Origin of the sequence: Maribacter sp. HS, assembly GCF_048059195.1 — a bacterium.
In the GTDB taxonomy this organism is placed as follows: Bacteria; Bacteroidota; Bacteroidia; order Flavobacteriales; family Flavobacteriaceae; genus Maribacter; species Maribacter dokdonensis.
Map to the genome: position 1 here is coordinate 515,169 of NZ_JAYLVV010000003.1, position 24,203 is coordinate 539,371.

Annotated in this window: 23 protein-coding genes; 16 read left to right on the forward strand and 7 right to left on the reverse strand. The window is 35.8% G+C overall.

The window, feature by feature from the left end; all coding sequences use genetic code 11:
- Positions 1-20: 20 nt before the first annotated feature.
- The 4 genes from VBZ51_RS07370 to VBZ51_RS07385 all read right to left on the reverse strand — a co-directional run bounded on the left by VBZ51_RS07370 (position 21) and on the right by VBZ51_RS07385 (position 4,087).
- A complete protein-coding gene (locus VBZ51_RS07370) occupies positions 21-1,019 on the reverse strand; it encodes an acyl-ACP desaturase (RefSeq protein WP_058104779.1) in 999 nt (332 codons plus the stop codon).
- 62 nt (positions 1,020-1,081) lie between these two features.
- Positions 1,082-1,816 (reverse strand): metallophosphoesterase family protein, encoded by a 735-nt coding sequence (locus VBZ51_RS07375; RefSeq protein WP_416576513.1) that lies wholly within the window; start codon positions 1,814-1,816, stop codon positions 1,082-1,084.
- Entirely contained in the window at positions 1,813-2,895 is a 1,083-nt protein-coding gene (locus tag VBZ51_RS07380) for a DNA helicase PriA (protein WP_416576514.1), read from the reverse strand. Before VBZ51_RS07380 ends, VBZ51_RS07375 begins: the two co-directional genes overlap by 4 nt.
- Positions 2,896-2,950: 55 nt before the next feature.
- Positions 2,951-4,087, reverse strand: coding sequence for an SPFH domain-containing protein (locus tag VBZ51_RS07385; RefSeq protein ID WP_416576515.1), 1,137 nt, complete (start codon positions 4,085-4,087; stop codon positions 2,951-2,953).
- Between the two features lie 185 nt (positions 4,088-4,272).
- On the opposite strand from VBZ51_RS07385, the gene VBZ51_RS07390 reads away from it, so the two are divergent.
- Together VBZ51_RS07390 and VBZ51_RS07395 are read left to right on the forward strand one after the other, a co-directional pair.
- Positions 4,273-5,217: a carbohydrate kinase family protein gene (locus VBZ51_RS07390; RefSeq protein ID WP_416576516.1), complete on the forward strand. Its 945-nt coding sequence runs from the start codon at positions 4,273-4,275 to the stop codon at positions 5,215-5,217.
- 1 nt (position 5,218) lies between these two features.
- On the forward strand, positions 5,219-7,150 hold the full coding sequence (locus VBZ51_RS07395) for an amylosucrase (protein WP_416576517.1): 1,932 nt from the start codon (positions 5,219-5,221) through the stop codon (positions 7,148-7,150).
- Here VBZ51_RS07395 and VBZ51_RS07400 read toward each other — a convergent pair.
- From VBZ51_RS07400 to VBZ51_RS07410, 3 genes are read right to left on the reverse strand one after another with little or no spacing between them, the layout of a single operon-like run.
- Positions 7,137-8,273, reverse strand: coding sequence for an ATP-binding protein (locus tag VBZ51_RS07400; RefSeq protein ID WP_416576518.1), 1,137 nt, complete (start codon positions 8,271-8,273; stop codon positions 7,137-7,139). The two genes, VBZ51_RS07395 and VBZ51_RS07400, sit on opposite strands and share 14 nt — an antisense overlap.
- A gap of 44 nt (positions 8,274-8,317) precedes the next feature.
- Complete coding sequence (locus tag VBZ51_RS07405; RefSeq protein WP_416576519.1) at positions 8,318-9,070, reverse strand: SDR family NAD(P)-dependent oxidoreductase; 753 nt, start codon at positions 9,068-9,070, stop codon at positions 8,318-8,320.
- A gap of 12 nt (positions 9,071-9,082) precedes the next feature.
- Complete coding sequence (locus tag VBZ51_RS07410; RefSeq protein ID WP_416576520.1) at positions 9,083-9,946, reverse strand: aldo/keto reductase; 864 nt, start codon at positions 9,944-9,946, stop codon at positions 9,083-9,085.
- A gap of 171 nt (positions 9,947-10,117) precedes the next feature.
- On the opposite strand from VBZ51_RS07410, the gene VBZ51_RS07415 reads away from it, so the two are divergent.
- The 14 genes from VBZ51_RS07415 (at position 10,118) to VBZ51_RS07480 (ending at position 24,114) form a co-directional block, all read left to right on the forward strand.
- Complete coding sequence (locus VBZ51_RS07415; RefSeq protein WP_058104770.1) at positions 10,118-11,119, forward strand: AAA family ATPase; 1,002 nt, start codon at positions 10,118-10,120, stop codon at positions 11,117-11,119.
- A 101-nt stretch (positions 11,120-11,220) separates the two neighbouring features.
- Positions 11,221-12,087, forward strand: a complete 867-nt coding sequence (locus tag VBZ51_RS07420) for a DUF58 domain-containing protein (protein WP_058104769.1) — start codon at positions 11,221-11,223, stop codon at positions 12,085-12,087.
- A 5-nt stretch (positions 12,088-12,092) separates the two neighbouring features.
- Complete coding sequence (locus tag VBZ51_RS07425; protein WP_416576521.1) at positions 12,093-13,754, forward strand: hypothetical protein; 1,662 nt, start codon at positions 12,093-12,095, stop codon at positions 13,752-13,754.
- Positions 13,755-14,753, forward strand: coding sequence for a vWA domain-containing protein (locus tag VBZ51_RS07430; protein ID WP_416576522.1), 999 nt, complete (start codon positions 13,755-13,757; stop codon positions 14,751-14,753).
- A 1-nt stretch (position 14,754) separates the two neighbouring features.
- A complete protein-coding gene (locus VBZ51_RS07435; RefSeq protein WP_058104766.1) occupies positions 14,755-15,801 on the forward strand; it encodes a VWA domain-containing protein in 1,047 nt (348 codons plus the stop codon).
- Positions 15,782-16,654 (forward strand): tetratricopeptide repeat protein, encoded by an 873-nt coding sequence (locus VBZ51_RS07440; protein WP_058104765.1) that lies wholly within the window; start codon positions 15,782-15,784, stop codon positions 16,652-16,654. The genes VBZ51_RS07435 and VBZ51_RS07440 overlap by 20 nt, the downstream gene beginning before the upstream one ends.
- Positions 16,655-16,713: 59 nt before the next feature.
- Positions 16,714-18,438 (forward strand): BatD family protein, encoded by a 1,725-nt coding sequence (locus VBZ51_RS07445; RefSeq protein ID WP_416576738.1) that lies wholly within the window; start codon positions 16,714-16,716, stop codon positions 18,436-18,438.
- A 2-nt stretch (positions 18,439-18,440) separates the two neighbouring features.
- Positions 18,441-19,202, forward strand: coding sequence for a tetratricopeptide repeat protein (locus VBZ51_RS07450; RefSeq protein ID WP_416576523.1), 762 nt, complete (start codon positions 18,441-18,443; stop codon positions 19,200-19,202).
- Between the two features lie 59 nt (positions 19,203-19,261).
- Positions 19,262-19,555, forward strand: coding sequence for a hypothetical protein (locus VBZ51_RS07455; protein WP_416576524.1), 294 nt, complete (start codon positions 19,262-19,264; stop codon positions 19,553-19,555).
- A gap of 61 nt (positions 19,556-19,616) precedes the next feature.
- Positions 19,617-21,209, forward strand: coding sequence for a SulP family inorganic anion transporter (locus tag VBZ51_RS07460; protein WP_416576525.1), 1,593 nt, complete (start codon positions 19,617-19,619; stop codon positions 21,207-21,209).
- A 136-nt stretch (positions 21,210-21,345) separates the two neighbouring features.
- The gene (locus tag VBZ51_RS07465) at positions 21,346-21,975 is read left to right on the forward strand and encodes a carbonic anhydrase family protein (protein WP_416576526.1); all 630 of its coding nucleotides are present in this window, start codon (positions 21,346-21,348) and stop codon (positions 21,973-21,975) included.
- A gap of 203 nt (positions 21,976-22,178) precedes the next feature.
- Entirely contained in the window at positions 22,179-23,198 is a 1,020-nt protein-coding gene (gene pheS, locus VBZ51_RS07470; protein ID WP_348099557.1) for a phenylalanine--tRNA ligase subunit alpha, read from the forward strand.
- Between the two features lie 9 nt (positions 23,199-23,207).
- Positions 23,208-23,603 (forward strand): hypothetical protein, encoded by a 396-nt coding sequence (locus tag VBZ51_RS07475; RefSeq protein WP_071340646.1) that lies wholly within the window; start codon positions 23,208-23,210, stop codon positions 23,601-23,603.
- A gap of 49 nt (positions 23,604-23,652) precedes the next feature.
- Positions 23,653-24,114, forward strand: a complete 462-nt coding sequence (locus VBZ51_RS07480; protein ID WP_416576527.1) for a hypothetical protein — start codon at positions 23,653-23,655, stop codon at positions 24,112-24,114.
- Positions 24,115-24,203: the final 89 nt, after the last annotated feature.

Below are 24,203 nucleotides of genomic sequence, written 5' to 3' on the forward strand. Positions count from 1 at the left end.
AATTATCGGGATTTTTAATTTTATAATGCTCCATTAGCTTCTACCCACTTAAAGTGATATTGATCTTCTGGAAATTTCATTCTTTCCGCAATTCGCTCTAACCTTGCCGGTAATTTAATTAAATAATCACGAGCCTTTTCTGCTTCCTCATTTAAAGAACGTACAGAATCTAACTGCCAATAAGCATTTAATTTGCTTAATATATCTACATAATCCTGTGCTGTATATACACCTAAACGTTGTGCGCAATTTGAAAAATTCTCAAATGCCGATCCAATTGTACCACCGGACTCCCTTAAAAAATGAGCAGGCATTACAATCTTCTTCTTCATCATATCTGCGAAGGCAATCATCATACCAGATGGATCTTCGCCAAAAATAGTCTTAACGAATTCTCTATATGCCAAGTGGTGTCTCATTTCATCACCTGCAATAATTGTACACATTTTACCTAAAAGTGTATTTCCTTTTTTCTTTGCCATTTGCCCAACACGCTTGTGCGAAATATTGGTAGCCAATTCTTGAAAAGAGGTATATACAAAGTTCTTATAAGGGTCACGATCCGTACCAATATCAAAACCGTCTGAAATTAAATGCTGGGTGGTCAACTCTATTTCTCTCATATTTACCCTACCGGATAAATATAGATACTTGTTCAACACATCGCCATGTCTATTCTCTTCTGCTGTCCAAGCTCTTACCCATTTTGCCCAACCATTGGTCTTATGATCACCGTGTTGGTCTATACCTACAACATCCATCAACCAAGATTCATAGGTTGGCAAAGCTTCTTCAGTTATCGTATCCGCTACCATGGTTACCCAAAAATCATAACCAAGTTCTTTAGACTCTTCTCTAATATCTTTTACTTCTTGTAAAAATGTATCTTTTTCAGAATTTGGTAAAAAGTCCGTAGGCTGCCATATATCCTCTGGTTTAATAAGGAAAGAATCCATAAATCCTTCTACCTGAGGCTCTAAAGCCTGCATCACTTCTAATCTTATATTTTTAGTAGACATAGTTTATTTTTTTCAAAGATCGTCATTTAAACAATCCATTTTTAGTAAAGTTAACGGTTTTCTTAGTTTCTACCCTTTTCATTAGGGTAAAACGTATGTACAGGATCGCTTTGCCAGTATTCTTTTGAATCTGCATTGAAAATGGTCAAAGGTCCTTTGAAAGCTGCACCTGTGTCAATATTCCAAACATTGGCCGCTTTTTGCGGTGTAGTTTTACCAATTCTTGTTACTGGCGTATGACCAATATAGATCTCAGAATAGTTCTTTAGTCGTTTTGGGTAATGTATATGATCTTTTTCTAAATTTTTGTTCAGAGAAAGAGCTAGCTCCCATAAGGTACGGTCCCAGTAAAACGTTTTTTTAAAATATTCATGCTCAATTCCTTTTAAGTTAGTAAATCCTGCATGTAAAAACAACCTATTTTCGGTATCTAAGTGATAATTCTCTAGACTTTCATAAAAATTGAGATGAATCTCTTTATCCTTGCTAGAAATATTGGCGTAAGAATTGGAAGTAGCTTCACCACCATGCATAAACCAAGTTGGGTTATCCGCTTTACCTGTCAACCATTCATAGCAAAGTTCATCATGATTGCCCCTTAGGTATATGCAATTGTATTTTTTCTTTAATTCTAGAAGGTAATCAATAGTTTCTACCGCTTCACTCCATCCATCTATATAGTCCCCTAAAAATATTATAGTATCGTGTTCTGTTACAGCTGCTTTACTAAGCACTTGTTTTAACGCTTGTAAGCCCGAATGAATGTCACCTACAACCAGTGTTCTATTTATATTCATTTAGCAAAAATCGCAATTATGGTGATTATGACAAGTATAAAAAGTACTAAAAAGAAGATTTTCCAGAATGAATATGGCCTATTTCCGCTAAGCACCCCGGTTTGTCCATTTATATAAAAGTTATATTCCTTTCCCTCATAACTGTAGGAGCTTATATAAACAGGAAGCAGAATATGTTTAAATTTCTCATTAGATAATTTAATGTCGGCATTTGCCACTCGTTGGGTATCGCCACCAATGTCTCTTCTGATCCAGTTATAGGCTATATTTTTGGCTTCTTGAAAAGACTTATGATGACCTTCTTTTAATGAAACGGTATATTTCTCTGTTACAAACCCCGATAAATATTTGGAGTTGAATACCACTAAATCCTTTAGGTTCCAAAAAGCAACCTTTGACGGTATTTCTTTTCTCTTTTTTTCCGATGCACTGATCAAGATGTCATCAACGAACCCATCTACTTTACCAGAAGCATACGTCCATCTTGTTTTACGAACCCTTCTAGTTCTTTTGCCCTTATCACTATTATAGGTCTGATTTTCGTAATAATAATCTCCTCTTTGCCCTTGATAAGACGCAAAAAGATTGGCATCAAAAGTCCAGTAAGGAATATAAAGACCATGTAAACCTTCTGAATCTAATGCTGCTTTTTTCAAATTATCCGGCGCAAACCAAATTTTGCCTACCCAAGATTTAAAAATAGATTGTGCCTTCTTTGCATCCAATTCAAACGGTACCAAGGCACCGGGCAAGATCCAACCTTCTTTTTCAACGTCTTCCCGTATTAAAGGTTCACTACAGTACACACAATTTAATGATTTATAGTTTTCCTCTACATGCTGGTTTGCCCCACAATTTTTACAATGCAATAACTCAATGGTGTCGGTATAAGCATTTTCACCAACAATTTTTAAGTAGTGCTCTAGTTCTAGTTCTTCAAAACTGCTCTTAGATTGTTCAATAAATTCTTCATAACCACAATATTCGCAGGTAAGTTGATGGGAACCTGGCTTAAATTTAAGTTCTGCCCCACAATTGGCGCACGCTTTTTTATATTCCGATTGTTGAATATCGTCCATACAGAGTATACCTTATCTAAAAAAGAAAGATTGTCCAGTAATATTTTTACATTTTTTAGACCGTTGGTAAAGGTGGTGGTGTATTACCACCCAAGAAAGACTTTAACTCCTCAATTTCTTTAAGTACCGCCCAATTTTCCATTCCTTGTTTCCAAATTAAGGAGTCTCTATTAATGGTTCTGCTTGCAAAGAGCTCCTTTAATTTCTCAAAAGAAACAGGGCCCAACTGCTGACCGTTTACAGCATAGAAATAACTAACCTGTACTGGTATTGGTGGTGGCGCCTGTGGTTGTTGTACTGCTTGACCACCAATTGGCTGTGCTGCCGGTTGCCCCATAAGACCACCCATTTGCTGAGCCAGCACAAAACCCATGCCCATGCCCATACCAGCACCTGCTGTACCGCCTTCGTTCTTTGCTGCCAGCTCCATAGCCTTGGCCGCTTTGAACTGTGCCAGTTTACCCATGTCCAATTTATCTAAACGGCTGTACTCAAAAATTTCCTTTTTAAGTTCTTCTGGCATAGACACATTCTCAATGTAGAATCGCTCTAATTCTATACCTACCCTATTGAACTCAGGTTGCATAACCTCTTGGCAAGTTTCAGAAAGTTCACTGGTATTGGCCGCATATAACTCTATAGGCAAATTGGCTTCGCCAACAGTATCTGTAAATCGGGTTACAATTAAACTTTTTAAATGTTCATTTACTTCATAATTGGTAAAATTACCATCGGTACCCACTACATCTACTACAAACTTACCTGGATCATTTATTCTAAAACTATAAGTACCAAAAGCACGTATTTCTACCAGACCAAACCGGTCATCACTAAGCATGAACGGATTTTTAGTTCCCCATTTCTCATCTGTAAACAAACGGGTATTTACGAAATATACCTCTGCCTTGAACGGACTATCAAATCCATATTTCCATCCTTTTAACGTTGTAAGAATAGGTAGGTTTTGGGTGTTTAGTGTGTACGTACCAGGTTTAAAAACATCTGCCAATTGCCCTTCATTTATAAAAACTGCGGTTTGCCCTTCCCTTACGATCAGTTTTGCGTTATTCTTAATTTCGTTTTGATAACGCTCAAATCTATGTACAATGGTATCATTGCTAGTATCTAACCATTCTACTATGTCAATAAATTCATGACTTAGTTTTTTCTTAATTTCATCAAATATGCTCATAGTCGGTTTGTGTTTTAAAAATGTGCATTTCAAGATATGCAATTAGGCAACAGACCCAAAATACCTTGGGTAATAAATCATAAAAATAAACCGCACACAACTATAATTTAATATTTATTTAAGATTATTTAGGTTGAAGCGACCATTTCTATTTAACTTAGACCTCCTAATTTTCTTTTTGTACTATGAAAAAGGTTTTTTGTATTGGAGAATTGCTGATTGATTTTGTTGCCGAGAACCAAGGCAAAGATTTATCAAAAGCAAAAGAATTTTCCAAAAAAGCAGGTGGTGCACCTGCCAATGTAGCTTGTGCTATTAGTAAGCTTGGTGGTGACAGCTTCTTCGTTGGTGCAGTTGGCAATGATCCATTTGGGTCTTTTCTATTGCGTATTCTTGAAAATGAAAAAGTAGATATTTCGTTAGCACAGAAAAGCGATACCTTCACAACTCTAGCTTTTGTTTCTATTGCCGAAGATGGTGAAAGAGATTTTGTGTTTAGCCGTGGTGCAGATAAAGAGCTTACCTATGATTCTTCACTAAAATCAAATTTTGATAATAATATAATACACTTTGGTGCTGCAACAGCTTTATTGGGAGGTCCGTTAGAGGAAACTTATAGCAGATATCTTTTTGATGGTCTTACCAAAAATGCCATTATCAGTTTTGACCCTAACTATAGAGTTGACCTTTGGAAAAATAAAGAGGAGGTATTTATTAGAAAATGCCATCCTTTTATTGAAAAATCTCATTTATGCAAATTTAGCCTTGAAGAAGCCCAACTTCTTTCAGGTAAAGAGGACCTTGAAGATGCTTGCCAAATTTTTCATGAAATGGGAACAAAAATTATAGTTGTTACCCTTGGTGGAGAAGGTACATTATTAAGTACCGAAAAATTCAAGAAGACCATACCTAGTATAAAAGTCTCCCCAAAAGACACTACAGGCGCAGGTGACGCTTTCATTGGCTGCTTTCTTCAACAAATTGCGCAATACTCAAATTTTGAAGACTTACTTACAAACGAAAACCTATTGACCAACATGGTTGCCAGAGCTAATAAAGCCGGCGCCATCACTACAGAAAACTTTGGCGCAATAGAATCCCTACCTACTTTACAACAATTAGATTCTTAATATGAACCAGGCGGAATTATTAAGATTGTTGGCCTCTAGGGACCAAAAGAAAAGAAGTACCCAATCTTTGTTTGATCAGAGGTTAGCTACAAACATTTCTCTTATTAAAACCCAATTTTTCTCTTTATACCAAGAGAAAGAACACAAAGTATTTTTCAATACGCTGTTAAACACCTTAGAATCACTCTTTAAAAACCGACCAAAAGAACTGCAAAATCAAGACATTGACCGTTTAAATTCTGGTAATTGGTACCAAAGCGAACAAATGGTGGGTATGCAAATGTATGTTGATAGGTTTAACAAAGACATTAACGGACTTAAAGATAAACTGCCTTATTTTGATGATCTAGGAATTAATTTTCTACATCTAATGCCTATTACCACCCGGCCAGATGGTGAAAATGACGGCGGTTATGCCGTAAACAGCTATCATGATATTGATAGTAAGTATGGTACCAAGGCAGATTTTTTGGATTTCACCAAAAAGGCACGTAAAAACAATATGTTCTTAATGCTTGATTTTGTTGTTAACCATACTTCAGATGAATTTGAGTGGGCACAAAAAGCAAAAAAGGGTGATCTTCATTATCAAAACTATTACTATACTTACCCTGACCGTCATATCCCTGACGAGTTTGAAAAAACCATGCCCGAAATTTTTCCGCAATCTGCACCTGGTAATTTTACCTATTGCCCTGAAATGGAAAAATGGGTAATGACCTGTTTCAATAGTTACCAATGGGATTTAAATTATAGAAACCCAGAAGTGTTCATTGAAATGCTCAGTAATTTAGTTGGACTTGCAAATTTGGGGGTAGATGTTATCCGTTTTGATGCTCTTGCCTTTCTATGGAAAAAACTAGGTACACTGTCACAAAATTTACCGGAAGCCCATACCCTAATTTCCCTTTTTAGAATGTGCTTACAAGTTGTGGCACCCGGTGTTATTCTTTTAGCGGAAGCTATTGTAGCTCCTAGAAATATTATAAAGTATTTTGGGGAAGGCATATTAACCGGTAATGAGTGTGAAGTTGCCTACAACGCCTCTTTAATGGCATTGCTTTGGAATTCAATAGCCACCAAAAAAGCCTCTTTATTGGTAAAAAGCGTTTCTGATATTCCTACAAAACCAGAGGATGCCACTTGGATCAATTACATACGCTGTCATGATGATATTGGTCTTGGCTATGATGATGATTTTGTAAGGGCTATGGGTTATGACCCTACGGCACACAAACAGTTTATTCTTAACTATTATTGTGGAAAGTTAGATTGGTCGCCAGCAAAAGGGCTCATGTTCATGTACAACCCTAAAAACGGAGATGGTAGAATAACCGGAAGTGCTGCATCTTTATTAGGTTTAGAAACCGCACTTGAGCAAAAGAATGATAAAATTATTGACTGTGCCATCGCTAAAATTTTAATGATGCACGGCATAATTTTAACCTACGGTGGCATACCCATGATTTATGCTGGTGATGAAATAGCCACTTTAAATGATTATAGCTATGAGCAAAACCAAGAGCATATAAATGACAATAGGTGGGTTAATAGACCGATACAAAATTGGGATGTAGTTTCTAAAATTGAAAAAGATATAAAAAGTGCCCCCTCTATAGTTTATAACGGATTAAAAGATATGATCCACATACGAAAAGAGCATAGCGTATTTGCCGACACTAACGACCTTAAAGTACATGGTTGCCCTAATGAACATATATTTGTTTTTGAACGTACCAATAAAAACGAAACTATTTGGGTACTGAGTAATTTTAACGAGGTCACCGAGATGATAAACGTAGGCTGGCTACTTTCTATAGGTATTCACACGGGCAAAAAATCTACTGATTTGCTTTCCGGAAAAACATTAGAATTAATACGTAACGAATTACCTTTAAAACCCTACGAGCAACTGTGGATTAAGAATATTTAACTTTTCGTAAAACACGAAGTGCTTCTTTGAGCGAAGCATTTATATTAGGATACTTAGGTTTTAGAATCTGTCTTGCTTTTTCCATCCGCTCCTTTGCTTCTTCAAATCCGTTTAAAAAACATATCAAATAAGAATCTGCCAAATATTTTAATTGCTTTACCTCAGCAATGGTCAGTTCTACATTTTTCTTTGCCTTAATCACCAAGGCATTGTTACTTTCATAGATTTTCTTCAATACCTCTTTATCATGTACAGGTGGATCGAACAACAAATCGCTTTTAATTTGATAGGTACCATTTTCACTAAAATTAATGACAACCTTTTCTAACGGGTAATATTTTTGCTTTGCACCCAAGCCCAATTGCACAAACTCTATTGTGGAAAAAGAATCATTATCATAGGTTATAGTTACCTCATCTAAATTTGAATAGAAGAGTTTTACTTGCTCGTTGATTAATTCTATATCAACACGATAATAATAGGTAACACCATTGACCACCTTCTTATTACCCGCCCAACAGACTACAAACTGTTCTTTAAAAACTTTATAATCACTTTCAAGATCTTTGTGACGGTGATTAATAAAATCAATTACACCGTCTAACGTAAGTTCAATATTATTCTTGGCGTGTTGCTCAATGGTGGCGACCGCTTCAGAATTAATATCTTTCAATTCAATATCAAACACTTTTGGCAAGCTTATACTGCCTTCCCTAAAAAAAACAGAACCTCCATAATACTTCCAAATGTTTTTTCTGAGCGAGCAGATTTTTCCAATAGATTTTATAGTAACCAAGCCCACAACTTTACCTTCGGGCAAATGTGGAAAAGGAATATTTTCATAAGAGATCAACGGTGGATTATCCAAATAAGCGTTCACTAAATTTTGAATCTTGCTATCATCAAAAAAATCTACACCTACAATACTATTATCCTCATCTTCAACTCCAATAACAATAAATGAATTATTGGATGGGTTGCTATTGGCCAAAGCACAAACGTGCTTTAAGAATTTGCCTTTCCCCTCCTTTTCCCCAATGGCAATAAACCGCTTTTTATCGTAAAAACTGTTCTCATCATTATGTGCGAGCAAGTTTTTTACCAAAAGCCGTTTATTGATCATTTTGAGCTATTTTTCTTAAATGTAAACTTCTAAATATTAATGACCTATGTTTTATCTACAATTGTTGAAGAAGCTTGGGCGGTGGGCATAACTACCAAATCCGCAATATTTACATGATATGGCCTGGTAACTACAAAGTAAATAATATCGGCAATATCCTCTGGTTTTAAAGGTTGAAAACCCTTGTAAACACTATCTGCCCTTTCTTCATCTCCCTTGAACCTTACATTACTGAACTCGGTTTCTACCAAACCAGGGTTAACGGCACCAACACGTACACCTGTACCGTTTAAATCTATCCGCATACCTTGGTTAATGGCATCAACGGCATGCTTACTGGCGCAATACACATTTCCTTTTGGGTACACTTCTTTACCTGCAGTTGAACCAATGTTGATGACATGCCCAGATTTACGCGCTATCATTTGCGGTATCAATGCCTTTGAAACATATAGCAAACCCTTTACATTAATATCAAGCATGGCATCCCAGTCATCTATACTACCATCTTGTATGGTATCTAAACCATGGGCATTACCGGCATTGTTGATCAGAATATCTATTTGAGAAAATTCGCTTGGCAAAGATGCTATGGCTGCATGAACAGCTTCCTTACTTCTAATATCAAAATTCAACGTATGAATTTGTACTTCTTTCCCTAATTCTTTTTCAAGGGCATCTAAACGGTCTTGTCTTCTACCGCACAACACCAAGTTTATTCCTTTTAAGGCAAAATGAATTGCCGTTGATTTTCCTATGCCGCTTGTAGCTCCTGTAATAAATGCTGTTTTTGTCATTTTCTTTTTTAATTATGCAACTTCGTGCCCCTCATTAGCCTCAAGTAAAATAAACCAATCCTGTAACTCCATGTCAATTTCAACGGCATCCATGGCTAGTTTCAACCGTTGTGGTGTTGCGGTACCAACCACAGGATGTATAGTACTTGGGTGTTTTAAAATCCATGCCAAGAGCAACTGGTCTTCTGTAGCGCCATACTTTTTGGTCAGGTCTGCCAATACCGTTTTTATCCTAAGATTTGCCTTGGAATCTTCCCTAAAATAACTTCCTAATGGGCTCCAGCTCATGGCTAGTCTGTCAAATGTTACGCAGTCATCCAATGTTCCATCATTCATTACCTTATTGGACGAAAGTGAAAATTCTACTTGATTGGCTTCTACCTGAATCTCTTTCTCTATTAATTGTATTTGGGAAGGTGAGAAATTGGACACTCCAAATTGTTTGATCTTTCCTTCAATTTTTAGTTTATCTATGGCTTCGGCAATTTCTGAAGGATCCATTAAAGGGCTTGGCCTATGTAACAAGAGTAAATCCAAATAATCTGTCTGTAGCATTTTTAATGACCTTTCTACAGATGAAATAATGTAGCTGGCATTATAATCATAGTGCTTAACCCTATTACTTCTTTCTTTTACGTTGAATTGAATTCCGCATTTACTTATAAGCTGAACATCTTCTCTCTTGATACTACTCTTACTAAAAGCCTTACCAAAATCTTCCTCATTTGTATAATCTCCATAAATATCGGCATGATCAAACGTAGTAATCTTATTTTCAACACAATGGTTCATTAAAGCTATCATTTCAGCAGTAGAAAGTTGTTTTCCCCATTTGCCCCAGGTCATAGTTCCTGCAATTATTCTTGAATATTTCAATATATTGTATTTTGTTTAATGAAATTAAAAAGAAATACCTTAAAACGTTCATAAAAATAAGGGCTTTTCCAATTTTTTAACCTATCATTAACAGCGACTGACTGAATTAATTTTCAATTTGCATAACTGTTAAAATTAGAAGCCTTAACAATCAATAATATAATATTTTAAATGGAAGAAAATACCTCAATTGACATTAGTGCAGTAAATGAGAAAATTGCTCAAGAAAGCGCTTTTATCGATTTATTGATGCTTGAAATGAATAAAGTGATCGTTGGCCAAAAATATATGGTTGAACGATTATTAATTGGACTTTTAGGACAGGGTCACATATTATTGGAAGGTGTTCCGGGGCTAGCAAAAACATTAGCGATCAACACTTTATCAAAAGCTGTTAAAGGTAGTTTTAGCAGAATTCAGTTTACACCCGATCTTTTACCCGCAGATGTTGTTGGTACCTTGATCTATAACATGAAACTGAATGATTTCTCAATAAAGAAAGGACCAATTTTCGCAAACTTTGTTCTTGCAGATGAAATTAACCGTGCTCCTGCCAAAGTACAGTCGGCACTGTTAGAAGCCATGCAAGAAAAGCAGGTGACCATTGGCGACGAAACCTTTGTACTTGACAAACCATTTTTAGTAATGGCAACACAAAACCCTGTAGAGCAAGAAGGTACATACCCATTACCAGAAGCACAAGTGGATCGTTTTATGTTGAAAACGGTTATTGACTATCCAAAAATAAACGAGGAGCAATTGATCATGCGCCAAAATTTAAAGGGCAGCTATGAAACGGTTAATCCTGTTGTTTCCATAGATCAAATACTTAGTGCACAAAAAGCCGTTCGTGAAGTGTATATGGACGAGAAAATAGAAAAATACATACTTGATCTTGTTTTCGCTACCAGATATCCGGAAAAATACAATTTAGAAAGCTTAAAGCCTTTGATCAGTTTTGGTGCATCTCCTAGGGGTAGTATCAATTTAGGTACTGCTGCCAAATGTTATGCCTTTATAAAAAGAAGGGGCTATGTTGTGCCAGAAGATGTACGTGCCGTAGTACATGATGTATTAAGACATAGAATAGGTATTACCTATGAGGCCGAAGCGGAAAATATTACTTCTGTTGATATCATCAACAAAATTGTAAACGAGATAGAGGTTCCTTAAATACAGTACAACTTATTCAGCATGTGCTTTTTATGCATTGATTTATTTTTGTGCTGAACCAATGATACTTAAAACGGAAACTGTAAACTGTTTACCTTACAATGGATACCAAAGAGCTACTCAAAAAAGTACGTAAAATAGAGATTAAGACAAGACGTCTTTCTGACCATATATTTGGTGGGGAATACCACTCTACCTTTAAGGGTCGCGGTATGACGTTTAGTGAAGTACGGCAGTATCAATTTGGAGATGATGTTAGAAATATAGATTGGAACGTAACCGCTCGTTATAACGAACCCTACATTAAGGTCTTTGAAGAAGAAAGAGAGCTGACCATGATGCTAATGGTAGACATTAGTGGTTCAGAATTATTTGGTACTACCAACCAGTTCAAAAATGAAATTGTTACGGAGATATCTGCCACTTTAGCTTTTAGCGCCTTACAAAACAATGATAAGGTAGGTGTAATATTATTCTCTGATCAAATAGAACTTTTTATTCCGCCCAAAAAAGGTAAAACGCATGTTCTGCGAATCATTAGGGAGTTATTGGAGTTTAAGCCTAAAAGTAATAAAACCAACATTGCCCAAGCGCTGAAATTTTTGAGCAGTGTCATGAAGAAAAAAGCCATTGTTTTTGTGCTTTCTGATTTTATTGATGAAGGATATGAGAAAACTTTAAAGATTACAGGTAGCAAACATGATGTCACGGGTATCCGTATTTATGATGAGCGTGAAGAATCTATTCCCAACTTGGGCATGGTACAAATGGAAGATGCCGAAACAGGCAAATTGCAATTGGTGAATACCAAATCTAAAAAAGTACGCAATGCCTATGCTGAGTTTCACAGAGAGCGTGTTACCTATTTCAAGGAGTCTTTTACAAAATCAGGTTGCGGTGTTTTAGACTGTAGGGTAGATGAAAGTTATGTGAAAAAATTATTGGGCTATTTTAAAAGAAGAGGTTGATACGAATGAGTTATACTAATAGAACAAATAAAATAGGTGTATCGTACTTTTTACGTGTATTACCCGTATTCGTATTTCTATTATGCGGCTCTAAAATGAGCGCTCAAGAAAGTCCACGAATATCCACTGAGATAGATACAACTTTTATAAAAATAGGTGAACAGGTTCAATGGAAGGTTACCGTAGATATAGATTCTACAGACTTTGTAATTTTTCCTGAAGGGCAAACATTTTCGCCATTGGAAACCGTTGAAGCCTTTGCTACGGATACCACTAGAAATAAGGATCGGCTTACGCTCCAAAAAATATACGCATTAACCCAATTTGATTCCGGCGCCTATAAATTACCATCTCAACGTATTGACATCAACGGCACCGGTTTTATGACCGATTCTTCTTTGATCAATGTAGCTACGGTTCCTGTAGATACCCTGAATCAGAAAATGTATGACATAAAACCAATAATCAATGTAGAAAAAAGTAATTATACCTTTTGGAAATACCTACTTATCGGTCTTTTGATCCTTTTGATTTTAGGAGGACTTTTCTACTGGTTCGTCTTACGCAAAAAACCATTGACCGAAGAAGAAAAAGTAGCACTGTTACCACCATACGACAGGGCATTACTTGAACTTAAAAAGTTAGAAAACTCCAAGTATTTAATTCAAGATGAATACAAGCAATATTATTCTGAATTAACCACCATTGTACGTTCATACTTAGAAGAAGATGCCCACGTAACTGCTTTAGAGAGTACCACCGGTCAACTGATCGAAAAGTTAGAACTACTAAAGGATGCTGGCGAATTAAAACTAGATGATGATACTATAAAACAGTTTCAACAAATTTTACAAACGGCAGATTTAGTAAAATTCGCAAAGAACAAACCTTCTACAACTGTTGCTGAACAAGATCGAAAACTGGTTGAGCAAATAGTAGAAAAAACACACGAGGCTTTACCTGAACCTACAGAAGAAGAATTGCTGGAGCAAGCTGAATACCAAGAAGAATTAGAGCGAAAGGCAAAAAAGAAAAAAATACAAATTGCAGTAATATCCGCAGTAGCCGTAATATTGATAGGTATTACCATTGCCGGTGTTAAATTTGGTTTCGGTTATTTAAAAGACACTGTTCTGGGCCACCCAACAAAAGAGCTTTTAGAAGGTGAATGGGTACAAAGTAGCTATGGTTTTCCGCCAATACAATTAGAAACCCCACAAGTACTGGTACGCCAAAAGATAAAATTACCGGCAGAAGCAAAAGCTGCCATAGCGGATATCCAAGCTTTTGAATATAGAAGTCCAATTGCACTTTTTAACATTGGTACAACCAGCATCACTTTAGCACAACAAGATATAGAACCAGAATTTGATAAGACCATTGAACAAATACTATCAAATTTTGAAAGTCAGGGAGCTAAGAACATCATTACCAAACAAGAGGAATTTAGCACTATTAGCGGGGTAAAAGGTGTTAAGGTTTTTGGTAGTGGCAAGTTTCCTATGCCCGGATCGGAAGAATTAATTGATGGCGAATATGCAGTATTACTTTTTGGCGGAAAAGGCTTTCAACAATATGTAATACTCACCTGGTTAGAAGAAGACACATACGCACAAGAAATAGTAGACCGTATTTTAACATCGGTAGAAGTAAAAACAGAAGCATAAATGTTCGATAATATATCATTTGCAAATCCTGATTTCTTTTGGCTGTTCCTATTACTGCCATTGGCAATTGTGTGGTATATCTTTAAACAAAAAGAGCAAACTGCATCACTACGAATTTCTAGTGCCAAAGGATTTAGCCATAACAGTATTTTACCAAAACTTAAACCAGTACTTTTCTTATTAAGATTACTGGCTTTGGGCGCCATTATAGTTGCGCTGGCAAGACCACAGACCGAGGATATTTCTACCAGAACAAAAACTACAAAGGGTATTGATATTGTTATGGCCATAGACGTGTCTTCAAGTATGTTGGCACGCGATCTAAAACCCAATAGATTATCGGCATTAAAGAAAGTTGCCGCAGATTTTATAAAAGAGAGACCAAACGATCGTATAGGTCTTGTTGTATATGCCGGTGAAGGTTACACAAAAACACCTATTACCACAGACAAATCTATAGTGCTCAATGCGCTGTCTGAAATTACTTATGGACAATTGGACGACGGTACTGCCATTGGTATGGGGCTGGCAACCTCTGTAAACCGACTTAAAGAGAGTACGGCAAAAAGTAAAATTATCATTTTATTGACCGATGGTGTAAACAATTCTGGTTTTATAGAGCCGCAGACGGCTGCAGACCTAGCTATTGAATTTGGCATTAAAACGTATACCATCGCTATAGGAACTAACGGAAATGCTTTAACTCCCATACAATACAATCCAGATGGTTCTTTTAGATATGGCATGAGACAGGTAGAAATCGATGAAAATCTTCTAAAAGACATTGCAATTGCTACGGGCGGTAGATATTTTAGAGCTACGGACAATGAGTCATTGGAAGAAATCTACGATGAGATCAATAAGTTAGAAAAAACCGAAGTAGAAGAATTTAAATATTATCGTTACGAAGAGAAATTTAGATTTTGGGCACTTTTGGCACTAGGGTTGCTTTTATTAGAATGGATATTAAGAAACACGGTATTTAGAAGCTTTGTATAATATGATACAGTACGACGAAAAAATATATTTCTATTTGCTTATTATCATTCCGGTGATAGTGGTACTGTTCCTTTTGTTACTGGTTTGGAAAAAGAGAACACAGAAAAAATTTGCCAATACCGATCTATTAAAAAGGCTAACGCCTAACCGTTCATACAATAAAGGCGGTATTAAACTTGTGGTATTTATATTGGCCTTGGCTTTATTGATCATTGGTTTGGTCAACCCTAAAATTGGCACAAAACTAGAAACCGTTAAACGTGAAGGTGTAGATATTGTTTTTGCTGTTGATGTCAGTAAAAGTATGCTGGCAGAAGACATTGCCCCCAATCGTTTGGAGAAGGCAAAACGTTTGGTCTCCGAAATTATCAACCAACTGGCAAGCGATAGAATAGGTATAATTGCCTATGCTGGTCAAGCCTACCCGCAATTACCTATTACCACTGATTATGGTGCTGCAAAGATGTTTTTGCAGAGTATGAATACAGATATGCTAACATCACAAGGTACGGCAATTGACCAAGCTATTGAATTGGCCACTACGTACTACGATGATGCCGAACAAACCAACCGGGTTCTATTTATAATTTCTGATGGTGAAGATCACTCAGAAGGATCAACTATAGACGCTGTTGAAGATGCTGCAGATGAAGGTATCATTATTTATACTATTGGTGTTGGTAAAGAAAAGGGAGCTCCAATACCTATTAAAAGAAACGGTATACTAGAAAGCCTGAAGAAAGATAGCCAAGGTGAAACCGTAATTACAAAATTAAACGAGAGTGTTCTAGTAGATATAGCAAGTGAAGGTGACGGACAATATATTGACGGGTCTAACACTGATGCTGCCGTAGAGTTCATAAAAGAAGAATTGTTGAAAATGGATAAAAAAGAATTTGAAGCCAAACAATTCGCAGAATATAAAGATCAGTTTCAATGGTTTATTGGCGGGGCACTATTGCTTCTCTTTTTAGATATTTTTATCTTGGACCGCAAGACAAGCTGGTTAAAGAAACTCAATTTGTTCAATGAGAAAAGAAATGAATAACACAAGCACAATTTTAGTATTACTTCTTGTTTGCTTTTCATCTTTTGCTCAAGAGGTAGACGAGAAGGAAAAAGAAAAAGCTTTAAGGTTATCTACCAATTTAACTTGGGATGGTAACAAGGCTTTATCAGAAGACAATTTTATAGCCGCCGAAGTAGATTACAGGAAAGCGATTTCCAAAAGCCCGGATAATAGCGCCGCACCCTATAATTTAGGTAATGCTTATTATAATAATGAAACGTATAATGAAGCATTTAGCAGGTTTAAGGAAGCTGGTGAGACCTCTACCTCCAAAGCTGACAAACACAAAGCCTACCATAATATGGGCAATGTTTTCATGAAACGTAAAGATTACGCCAAGGCTGTTGAGGCATATAAGGAAGCATTGCGTAACGATCCAACCGATGAGGAAACCCGTTATAACCTAGCTTTGGCAAAAGAGCTTCTTAAAAAAGATCAAGACGAAAATAAACAGAACCAAGACGATAAGGACAAGGACAAAGAGAATCAAGATGAGAATAAAGATCAAGACAAAAAGGACGAAGGAGAAAACGAGGATAAGAAAGATCAAGGTGAAGACGGTGACAAGGGTGATGAAGGGGATCAAGATGAAGAGAAAAAAGATGATAATAGTGAAGGTGACGGGGACAATAAATCTGATCAACAAAAAAAGCCTGAACAAGGTGATGGAGAAAATGAACAGAACCAACAACAACCCAGACCTAACCAACTTTCCAAGCAACAAGTTGAGAACTTATTAAGGGCAATGCAAAATGCCGAGAAAAAGGTTCAAGATAAAATTGATGCCAAGAAAGTAAAAGGTGCTAAAATTAAAAACGAAAAGGATTGGTAGACTTTAAGTCCATAACTAAACTAGGGTTAGTATTAACCGTTTTTCTATCATCTGTTTTGATGATGGCCCAAGGCAATAATGACGTTACTTTTGAAATGAAGTTGAGCAAACCAAAGCTTGGCATCAATGAAAGGTTAAGGGTAGACTTTGTCATGAACCGTGATGGTGATAATTTTAGCCCTCCTGACTTTACTGGTTTCAAAGTCATTATGGGTCCGTCGCAATCTATAAGTTCATCTTGGATCAACGGGGTTAGAAGTTATTCCAAATCATATTCATACACCTTGGCACCTACCGCCAGGGGTAAGTTTACCATAAAACAGGCTACTATTGTTATTGGTGGCGAGACCTATAAATCACTAGCGCAAGATGTTGAAGTTACTGCCGCGGTAGACAAACCAAGCGATCAAATGACCGCTGATGATATAGCCGATGAAAATTTACATTTAGTTGCAGAAGTCTCTAAATCCAACCCATATTTAAACGAAGCTATTACGGTTATTTACAAGTTGTATGTTAGTCCTAACATTAGTGTATCCAACTATCAACCGTTGGACAATCCTACTTACAATAATTTTTGGAGCCAAGACATTAAAGTGAATGCCCTAAGTGCCCAAAATGGTACATATAAGGGAAAACCTTATCGCTATGTCATATTAAAACGTGTAGTATTATATCCCCAAAAATCCGGTAAACTAGATATAGAACCCTTATCCCTAGATGTTACCGTAGACGTACCCACAGGAAGAAGAGATTTCTTTGGTCAGCGTATGTACGCTCAAACAAATAAAACTGTATCTGCCGGTAATAGAACTATTAATGTGAAACCTTTACCATTAGATAATCAGCCCGCCAATTTTAACGGCGCCGTTGGCGATTTTGATTTTGCCGTAACTACTAGCAAAACAAGTTTAAATGCCTCTGAATCTTTGCAAGCTACCGTAGAAGTTAGTGGAAAAGGAAATCTTAAACTGTTTAAGCTTCCTGAACTTGAACTTCCAAGTGCTTTAGAAGTTTATGAGCCAGAATTTACGGAAGGGGTCAGAACTACATTGGCCGGCATGCAGGGTAAGGTAAGCAACCAATATACCATTGTACCATCATTTAGAGGAAAATACCCAATTCCATCTTTAAACTTTAGCTATTTTAATCCATCAACAGGTAAATATGCCACACTTACCTCAGATGAAATAGTAATCAATGTTTTAGAAGGACCTCTAAGCGCATCTTCCAATGCTTCCGCTTCTACCAATAATCAAAAACAATCGGTTGTCGCCAGTGGAAATCAATTCAATTTTATTAAGTTGAATCCTGATTTAACCGGAAAAGGTTATTCATATTTCTTTGGTTCCACCTCATTTTACCTTTGGTTGTTATGCCCATTATTATTAATCCCTATTGCAATAGTATTTAGAAAGAAGAGAGATGCAATGGCTGGCGATATTGTAGGTAATAAAATAAGAAAGGCAAACAAATTGGCACGTAAATATTTATCTGCGGCCAGAAAAGAATTGGGCAACAAAGACTCCTTTTATATTGCCTTAGAAAGAGCTCTTCATAATTACCTGAAAGCCAAGTTAAAAATTGAGACCTCAGAGTTCAGTAAAGATAAAATTACCGAATTACTCACTGAAAAAAATATAGACCCTACCACTGTTGATAGTTTTATAGCATTACTTAAAAACTGCGAAGCTGCCAGGTACAGTCCTTTTTCAAATGTACAGATGCAGGCAGATTATGATAAAGCGAGCGAAGTAATTTCTATAATGGATAAACAATTATAAACATGTTCAAAAAGCTAGTTACTCTTATTGGCCTATTTATGGTTCTACTGTGTACCGCTCAGAACGATCAATTGTTTGAGCAGGCTACCGATGCATATAATGCGGGAGATTATGGGAAAGCGGTAAGTTTTTATAACAATATTCTGGATAATGGTAAGCATTCATCTGCCCTGTATTATAATTTGGGCAATGCTTATTACAAACAAAATAAGATTGCAGAAAGTATCTATTTCTATGAAAAAGCTTTGTTACTATCGCCAAATGATCAAGAAATAAAAACCAATCTTAGCTATGCTCAAAATATGACCATAGACGCTATTGATACCATGCCCGAGACTGGTTTGGCAAGACTTTATAAGAACGTTACCGGTAAACTAACCTTTGACCAATGGGCATATTTGGGAGTAACCTTCATGATCCTTTTTGTAATACTTTATATTTTATTCTATTATTCCAACTATTCAACTAGAAAAAGATTTACGTTTATTGGTAGTTTACTCGCACTGTTTTTCTGTATAATTTCGGTATTGTTTGCTTACGTGCAAAGAGCTGATTTTGACAAAGACCAACCAGCAATTGTTTTTGCAGAAGAGAGTCCCGTTAAAGCGGAACCCAATACCACCAGCGCTGAAGTTTTTGTAATACATGCCGGTACAAAGGTGAATGTTCTAGACCAATTGGAAGACTGGAAAAAAATTAAACTAACGGACGGTAAAACGGGTTGGTTACCGCAAGATGATATAAGATTGTTAAAGGATTTTTAGTACCTTGTTAACAGTTTATACCCGTTTGGGTACTATCTTTACCTTTCTTATTTTAGTATATGCAATTAATCGCACGTTTAACTCTTTTAATATTTTGGCTTTTTGCAATTACTGCACCAAGCATTATTACCCTGTGCGATGTTGAAAACCCTATTATTATTACCAATTTAAACGAAGAAGAGCAAGAATCCGGTAAAAAATCCTTAGGGGAAGAAAAATTTGTAAATGAAAATTTTATTGATTTTTCATTCATTTCAATTTATGAAAATTCCGTAATTGGAAACAATAATAAAATAGGATATCTAGATTTATATTTAGAAGTCTTTTCTCCCCCGCCCGATTATATTAGTTAATTGTAACGTTTTCAATATTTTAACTAATCTGCCCTTAGTTTAGGGCAAAATTTTGTATTTCATGTTCAAACATATTAAAAGTGATATTCCCGCGAGTATCGTTGTATTTTTCGTTGCGCTACCTTTATGTTTAGGTATTGCATTAGCTAGTGGAGCTCCCTTGTTTTCAGGTTTAATTGCCGGTATAATTGGAGGTGTCGTAGTCGGCGGACTTAGTGGCTCTAAAATTGGTGTTAGTGGTCCCGCTGCCGGATTGGCGGCAATAGTACTTACTGCCATTGGTACTCTGGGCGGTTATCAAAATTTCTTGGTTGCCGTGGTTTTAGGTGGAATTATCCAAATAATTTTTGGTGTTTTAAAAGCAGGTGTCATTGGTTATTATTTTCCATCTTCTGTAATTAAAGGCATGCTTACAGGTATAGGTATCATTATTATATTAAAACAGATTCCTCACTTTTTTGGCTATGACCCAGACCCAGAAGGTGATTGGGCATTTTTTCAAGTTGATGGTGAGAACACCTTTTCAGAAATTCTAAATACTGTCAACAATATAAGTCCGGGTGCAACCCTTATTGCAATTATAGGACTATCTATTTTGTTACTATGGGATAAGGTGCTGTCTAAAAAAGGAAAAATCTTCCAATTGGTACAAGGTCCTTTGGTAGCGGTTGCCGTTGGTATTATATTTTATATCATCACCCAAGATAGTGAAGTACTTGGTATCTCTAAAGATCATTTGGTGAGTGTTCCAGTTCCTGAAGATGCAGCATCATTTATTGGTCAGTTCAGCTTTCCAAACTTTAGTGCCATAACCAATCCTCAGGTATGGGTAACAGGATTTACCATTGCCTTAGTAGCAAGTTTAGAAACATTGCTGTGTGTTGAGGCTACGGATAAGTTAGATCCACATAAAAATGTTACTCCAACAAACAGAGAATTATTAGCACAAGGTACCGGTAACATCATATCTGGATTGATCGGTGGTTTGCCTATAACACAAGTAATTGTTCGTAGTTCCGCGAACATTCAATCTGGTGGTAGAACCAAATTATCGGCTATCATACATGGATTCTTGTTGTTGATTTCGGTGATTTTAATACCAACTTTGTTGAATATGATTCCGCTATCGGTTTTAGCTGCAATTTTATTTATTGTAGGTTTTAAACTAGCAAAACCATCGTTATTCATGAAAATGTACAAACTTGGCTGGAAACAATCTATTCCATTTTTTGTAACCGTATTAGGTATCGTATTTACGGATTTACTGATAGGTATTAGTTTAGGCCTTGCTGTTGGTATTATAGTTATTCTATTAAAGAATTACCAAAACTCTCATTTTTTGCATATTGAAGATAATAGTGATGGTAAAAACAAAATAAAAATGACTTTAGCAGAAGAAGTGACTTTTATTAACAAAGGAGCTATTTTAAAAGAACTTGACAGTTTACCAGAAGGCACCTACCTAGAACTGGATGTTATGAAAACTAGATATTTAGATTATGATATCATTGAAATTTTAGAGGATTTTAGCCTAAAGGCAAAGGAGAGAAATATTGATATTAAATTAATTTCCAAAAGAGGTGTGGTTGAAAACCCTCCTAGCTATATTGAGTTTTTTAAGCAAAAACCAAAATCTAATTTAAGCTTAAGTTAAACAGTACCTTTAACACACAATAAAAAGTAATGTCCATATTTCTTACCCAAACTTTATAAACGCTTAAGTTTATAAAGTTGTAATAGCAGTAGTATTGGGAAGAAATTACTGGACAAATTAAAATATTAAAAACATTATGAAAGCACATACTAAAGAAACACAGGCTACAATGACTCCTGACAAGTCATTAACTTTTTTAAAGGAAGGCAATGAAAGATTTCAAAACAACCTTAAAGCAAACAGAAATCTGTTAGAGCAGGTAAATGATACCAGTGAAGGACAATTTCCATTTGCAACCATATTAAGTTGTATTGACTCAAGAGTTTCTGCAGAACTGGTTTTCGACCAAGGACTTGGCGATATATTCAGTGTTAGAATTGCAGGTAATTTTGTAAACGAAGATATTCTTGGCAGCATGGAATTTGGTTGCAAATTAGCCGGAACCAAGTTAATTGTTGTTCTAGGACATACCAGTTGTGGCGCCATCAAAGGAGCTTGTGATCACGCAAGGCTAGGAAACCTAACGGCATTGATCAATAAAATAGAACCAGCCGTAGATGCCGTAACTGAACCAGCGGATGAAAGCCTTAGAAATTCAAAAAATTTAGAATTTGTAGATAAAGTAGCAGCTAAAAACGTGGAGTTAACCATAGAGAATATAAGAAAACAAAGCCCGGTACTTGCAGAAATGGAAGAAAACGGAGAAATTAAGATTGTAGGTGCTATGTATGATATTGCTTCTGGAGCTGTAGAATTTTATGCATAACCGCAAATACATTTTAACAAAGTATTTAAAAAAACCGATGTACATACATCGGTTTTTTTATTAATGAATGTTCTATCTACATTTTTAATATAAAGGTATTTGTATCATTTTAATTCTATAAACTCTACTTAACCCATATAAACCGCCAAAAACATATTAAACCTCTTGTAAAAGTTTTAAATTTGCGGCTTTAATCAACATTTATGATTGATAATATAAAGAAAGAAATTGCTACAGTAGCTTCATTCACAGCAGATAATATTGACGCTGTTGAGACATTTAGAATTAAATACCTTGGTAAAAAGGGTATTCTTAATAACTTTTTTGCTGAATTTAAAAATGTACCCAATGAACAAAAAAAGGAATTTGGGCAAACCATTAACGAACTTAAGCAAGCTGCAACTGCAAAAGTTGAGGAATTAAAAGAGGCTTTAGAGAATTCAAAAACAGATGAGCAGTTATATGGTGATTTGACTAGACCAGGCAATCCTATTGAACTAGGATCGCGCCATCCAATATCTATTGTAAAGAATAGAATCATTGATATTTTCTCAAGAATAGGTTTTAATGTTTCAGAAGGTCCTGAAATTGAAGATGATTGGCATAATTTCACCGCATTGAACTTACCGGAATATCATCCGGCAAGAGATATGCAAGATACATTCTTTGTACAAACTGATCCAGATATACTATTGCGTACCCATACCTCATCGGTTCAAGTACGTTATATGGAAAATAATAAGCCGCCAATACGAACTATTTCTCCTGGAAGAGTATATAGAAACGAAGCCATTTCGGCTAGGTCACACTGCTTCTTTCATCAAGTTGAAGGCTTATATATAGATAAAGATGTCTCTTTTGCCGATTTAAAACAGACACTTCAATACTTTACCTCTGAACTTTTTGGGAAATCTAAAATTAGACTAAGACCTTCATATTTTCCATTTACTGAACCTAGTGCAGAAGTAGATGTTTATTGGGGGTTAGAATCCGAGGCAGACTATAGAATAACTAAAGGTACAGGTTGGTTAGAAATTGGTGGCTGTGGTATGGTTGATCCAAATGTATTGACCAACTGTAAAATTGACCCTAATGAATATTCTGGCTTCGCCTTTGGCGTAGGTATAGATCGTATTGCTATGCTTTTACATCAAATCACCGACATTCGTTTATTAAGTGAAAACGATGTTAGATTTTTAGAACAATTTAAAAGCGCCCTGTAAAACCATTACGTGAAAAAAGATATTGAAATACCGGTTGCCAAAGATGTGCATGTTGCCATGATCCGTGAATGGAACAAAGAGTTTTTGGATAAAGATTGGAACGCCTATATCATTAACGATCGCACCACTCCTATTGAGATGACCATGGTCGTTTCAAAAGGATATGATAAAGATCGTAAATCTTCAACAATGAGACATGGTATTGGTGATATGCAACCAAAATCTTTTAGAAAAATCGAAGTTGTTCAAGAAGATGTTCTAGGTTTGAACAATGAATTTTTTGTCACATTTTATGCCGATAATAAATTGTACGAAAAACGTTTTGTGTTTGAAAAAAATACGGTTAAAGAAAATAATTTAGTCCAAATTCAGCTTATAGATAAAGAAGGAATAATGGCCAAATAATAGGTTCTAAAGCAACCAACGCTGTTAGTTGGCGTATTATGGATAAAAAATGAACCTAAAAACGGCAATTCTTTTTGTTTTACTTATTATAAACTATAGTTGTAATGTTTCTCAAGAAGGAACTGATTGCTCTTTAGTAGATTGTGCCATTGAACAGTGGTTTTCAATTGAACTGGTTGATGCCAGTGGCAATAATTTAATTACCAATGGTACATACCCACTTTCTGAAATTTCAATAAACTATAATGAATCTGAAATAGATGTAATACCTTTTAATTCAAACGATTTTCTAAATTTTATAGTTGAAAATAAAAGTGGAGAAAATATTTATAGTATCATATTTTCAGAATCTGAAATTGATACGTTAACCCATAATCTTGTGGAATTAAATCAAACATCTGAGTGCTGTGGTCCTTACTTCGATATAGAAACCGCTACTTATAATACAACTGACTACGAAGTTTTACATAACGAGAACCTAAATTATTTTAAAATTAAAGTAGTCAAATAACAATGGTAAATACTGTAGCATACTACTATTAAAATCCTAAGAAACAGATAGTTATTTAAATTATATTCTACCAAATACAGTATAAAACC

What these genes read in the sequence shown, in the direction of transcription:
- VBZ51_RS07370 (WP_058104779.1), bottom strand. Translation starts at nt 1,019, where the DNA reads ATGTCTACTAAAAATATAAGATTAGAAGTGATGCAGGCTTTAGAGCCT.
- VBZ51_RS07375 (WP_416576513.1), bottom strand. Translation starts at nt 1,816, where the DNA reads ATGAATATAAATAGAACACTGGTTGTAGGTGACATTCATTCGGGCTTA.
- VBZ51_RS07380 (WP_416576514.1), bottom strand. Translation starts at nt 2,895, where the DNA reads ATGGACGATATTCAACAATCGGAATATAAAAAAGCGTGCGCCAATTGT.
- VBZ51_RS07385 (WP_416576515.1), bottom strand. Translation starts at nt 4,087, where the DNA reads ATGAGCATATTTGATGAAATTAAGAAAAAACTAAGTCATGAATTTATT.
- VBZ51_RS07390 (WP_416576516.1), top strand. Translation starts at nt 4,273, where the DNA reads ATGAAAAAGGTTTTTTGTATTGGAGAATTGCTGATTGATTTTGTTGCC.
- VBZ51_RS07395 (WP_416576517.1), top strand. Translation starts at nt 5,219, where the DNA reads ATGAACCAGGCGGAATTATTAAGATTGTTGGCCTCTAGGGACCAAAAG.
- VBZ51_RS07400 (WP_416576518.1), bottom strand. Translation starts at nt 8,273, where the DNA reads ATGATCAATAAACGGCTTTTGGTAAAAAACTTGCTCGCACATAATGAT.
- VBZ51_RS07405 (WP_416576519.1), bottom strand. Translation starts at nt 9,070, where the DNA reads ATGACAAAAACAGCATTTATTACAGGAGCTACAAGCGGCATAGGAAAA.
- VBZ51_RS07415 (WP_058104770.1), top strand. Translation starts at nt 10,118, where the DNA reads ATGGAAGAAAATACCTCAATTGACATTAGTGCAGTAAATGAGAAAATT.
- VBZ51_RS07420 (WP_058104769.1), top strand. Translation starts at nt 11,221, where the DNA reads ATGGATACCAAAGAGCTACTCAAAAAAGTACGTAAAATAGAGATTAAG.
- VBZ51_RS07425 (WP_416576521.1), top strand. Translation starts at nt 12,093, where the DNA reads ATGAGTTATACTAATAGAACAAATAAAATAGGTGTATCGTACTTTTTA.
- VBZ51_RS07430 (WP_416576522.1), top strand. Translation starts at nt 13,755, where the DNA reads ATGTTCGATAATATATCATTTGCAAATCCTGATTTCTTTTGGCTGTTC.
- VBZ51_RS07435 (WP_058104766.1), top strand. Translation starts at nt 14,755, where the DNA reads ATGATACAGTACGACGAAAAAATATATTTCTATTTGCTTATTATCATT.
- VBZ51_RS07440 (WP_058104765.1), top strand. Translation starts at nt 15,782, where the DNA reads ATGAGAAAAGAAATGAATAACACAAGCACAATTTTAGTATTACTTCTT.
- VBZ51_RS07445 (WP_416576738.1), top strand. Translation starts at nt 16,714, where the DNA reads ATGATGGCCCAAGGCAATAATGACGTTACTTTTGAAATGAAGTTGAGC.
- VBZ51_RS07450 (WP_416576523.1), top strand. Translation starts at nt 18,441, where the DNA reads ATGTTCAAAAAGCTAGTTACTCTTATTGGCCTATTTATGGTTCTACTG.
- VBZ51_RS07455 (WP_416576524.1), top strand. Translation starts at nt 19,262, where the DNA reads ATGCAATTAATCGCACGTTTAACTCTTTTAATATTTTGGCTTTTTGCA.
- VBZ51_RS07460 (WP_416576525.1), top strand. Translation starts at nt 19,617, where the DNA reads ATGTTCAAACATATTAAAAGTGATATTCCCGCGAGTATCGTTGTATTT.
- VBZ51_RS07465 (WP_416576526.1), top strand. Translation starts at nt 21,346, where the DNA reads ATGAAAGCACATACTAAAGAAACACAGGCTACAATGACTCCTGACAAG.
- pheS (WP_348099557.1), top strand. Translation starts at nt 22,179, where the DNA reads ATGATTGATAATATAAAGAAAGAAATTGCTACAGTAGCTTCATTCACA.
- VBZ51_RS07480 (WP_416576527.1), top strand. Translation starts at nt 23,653, where the DNA reads ATGAACCTAAAAACGGCAATTCTTTTTGTTTTACTTATTATAAACTAT.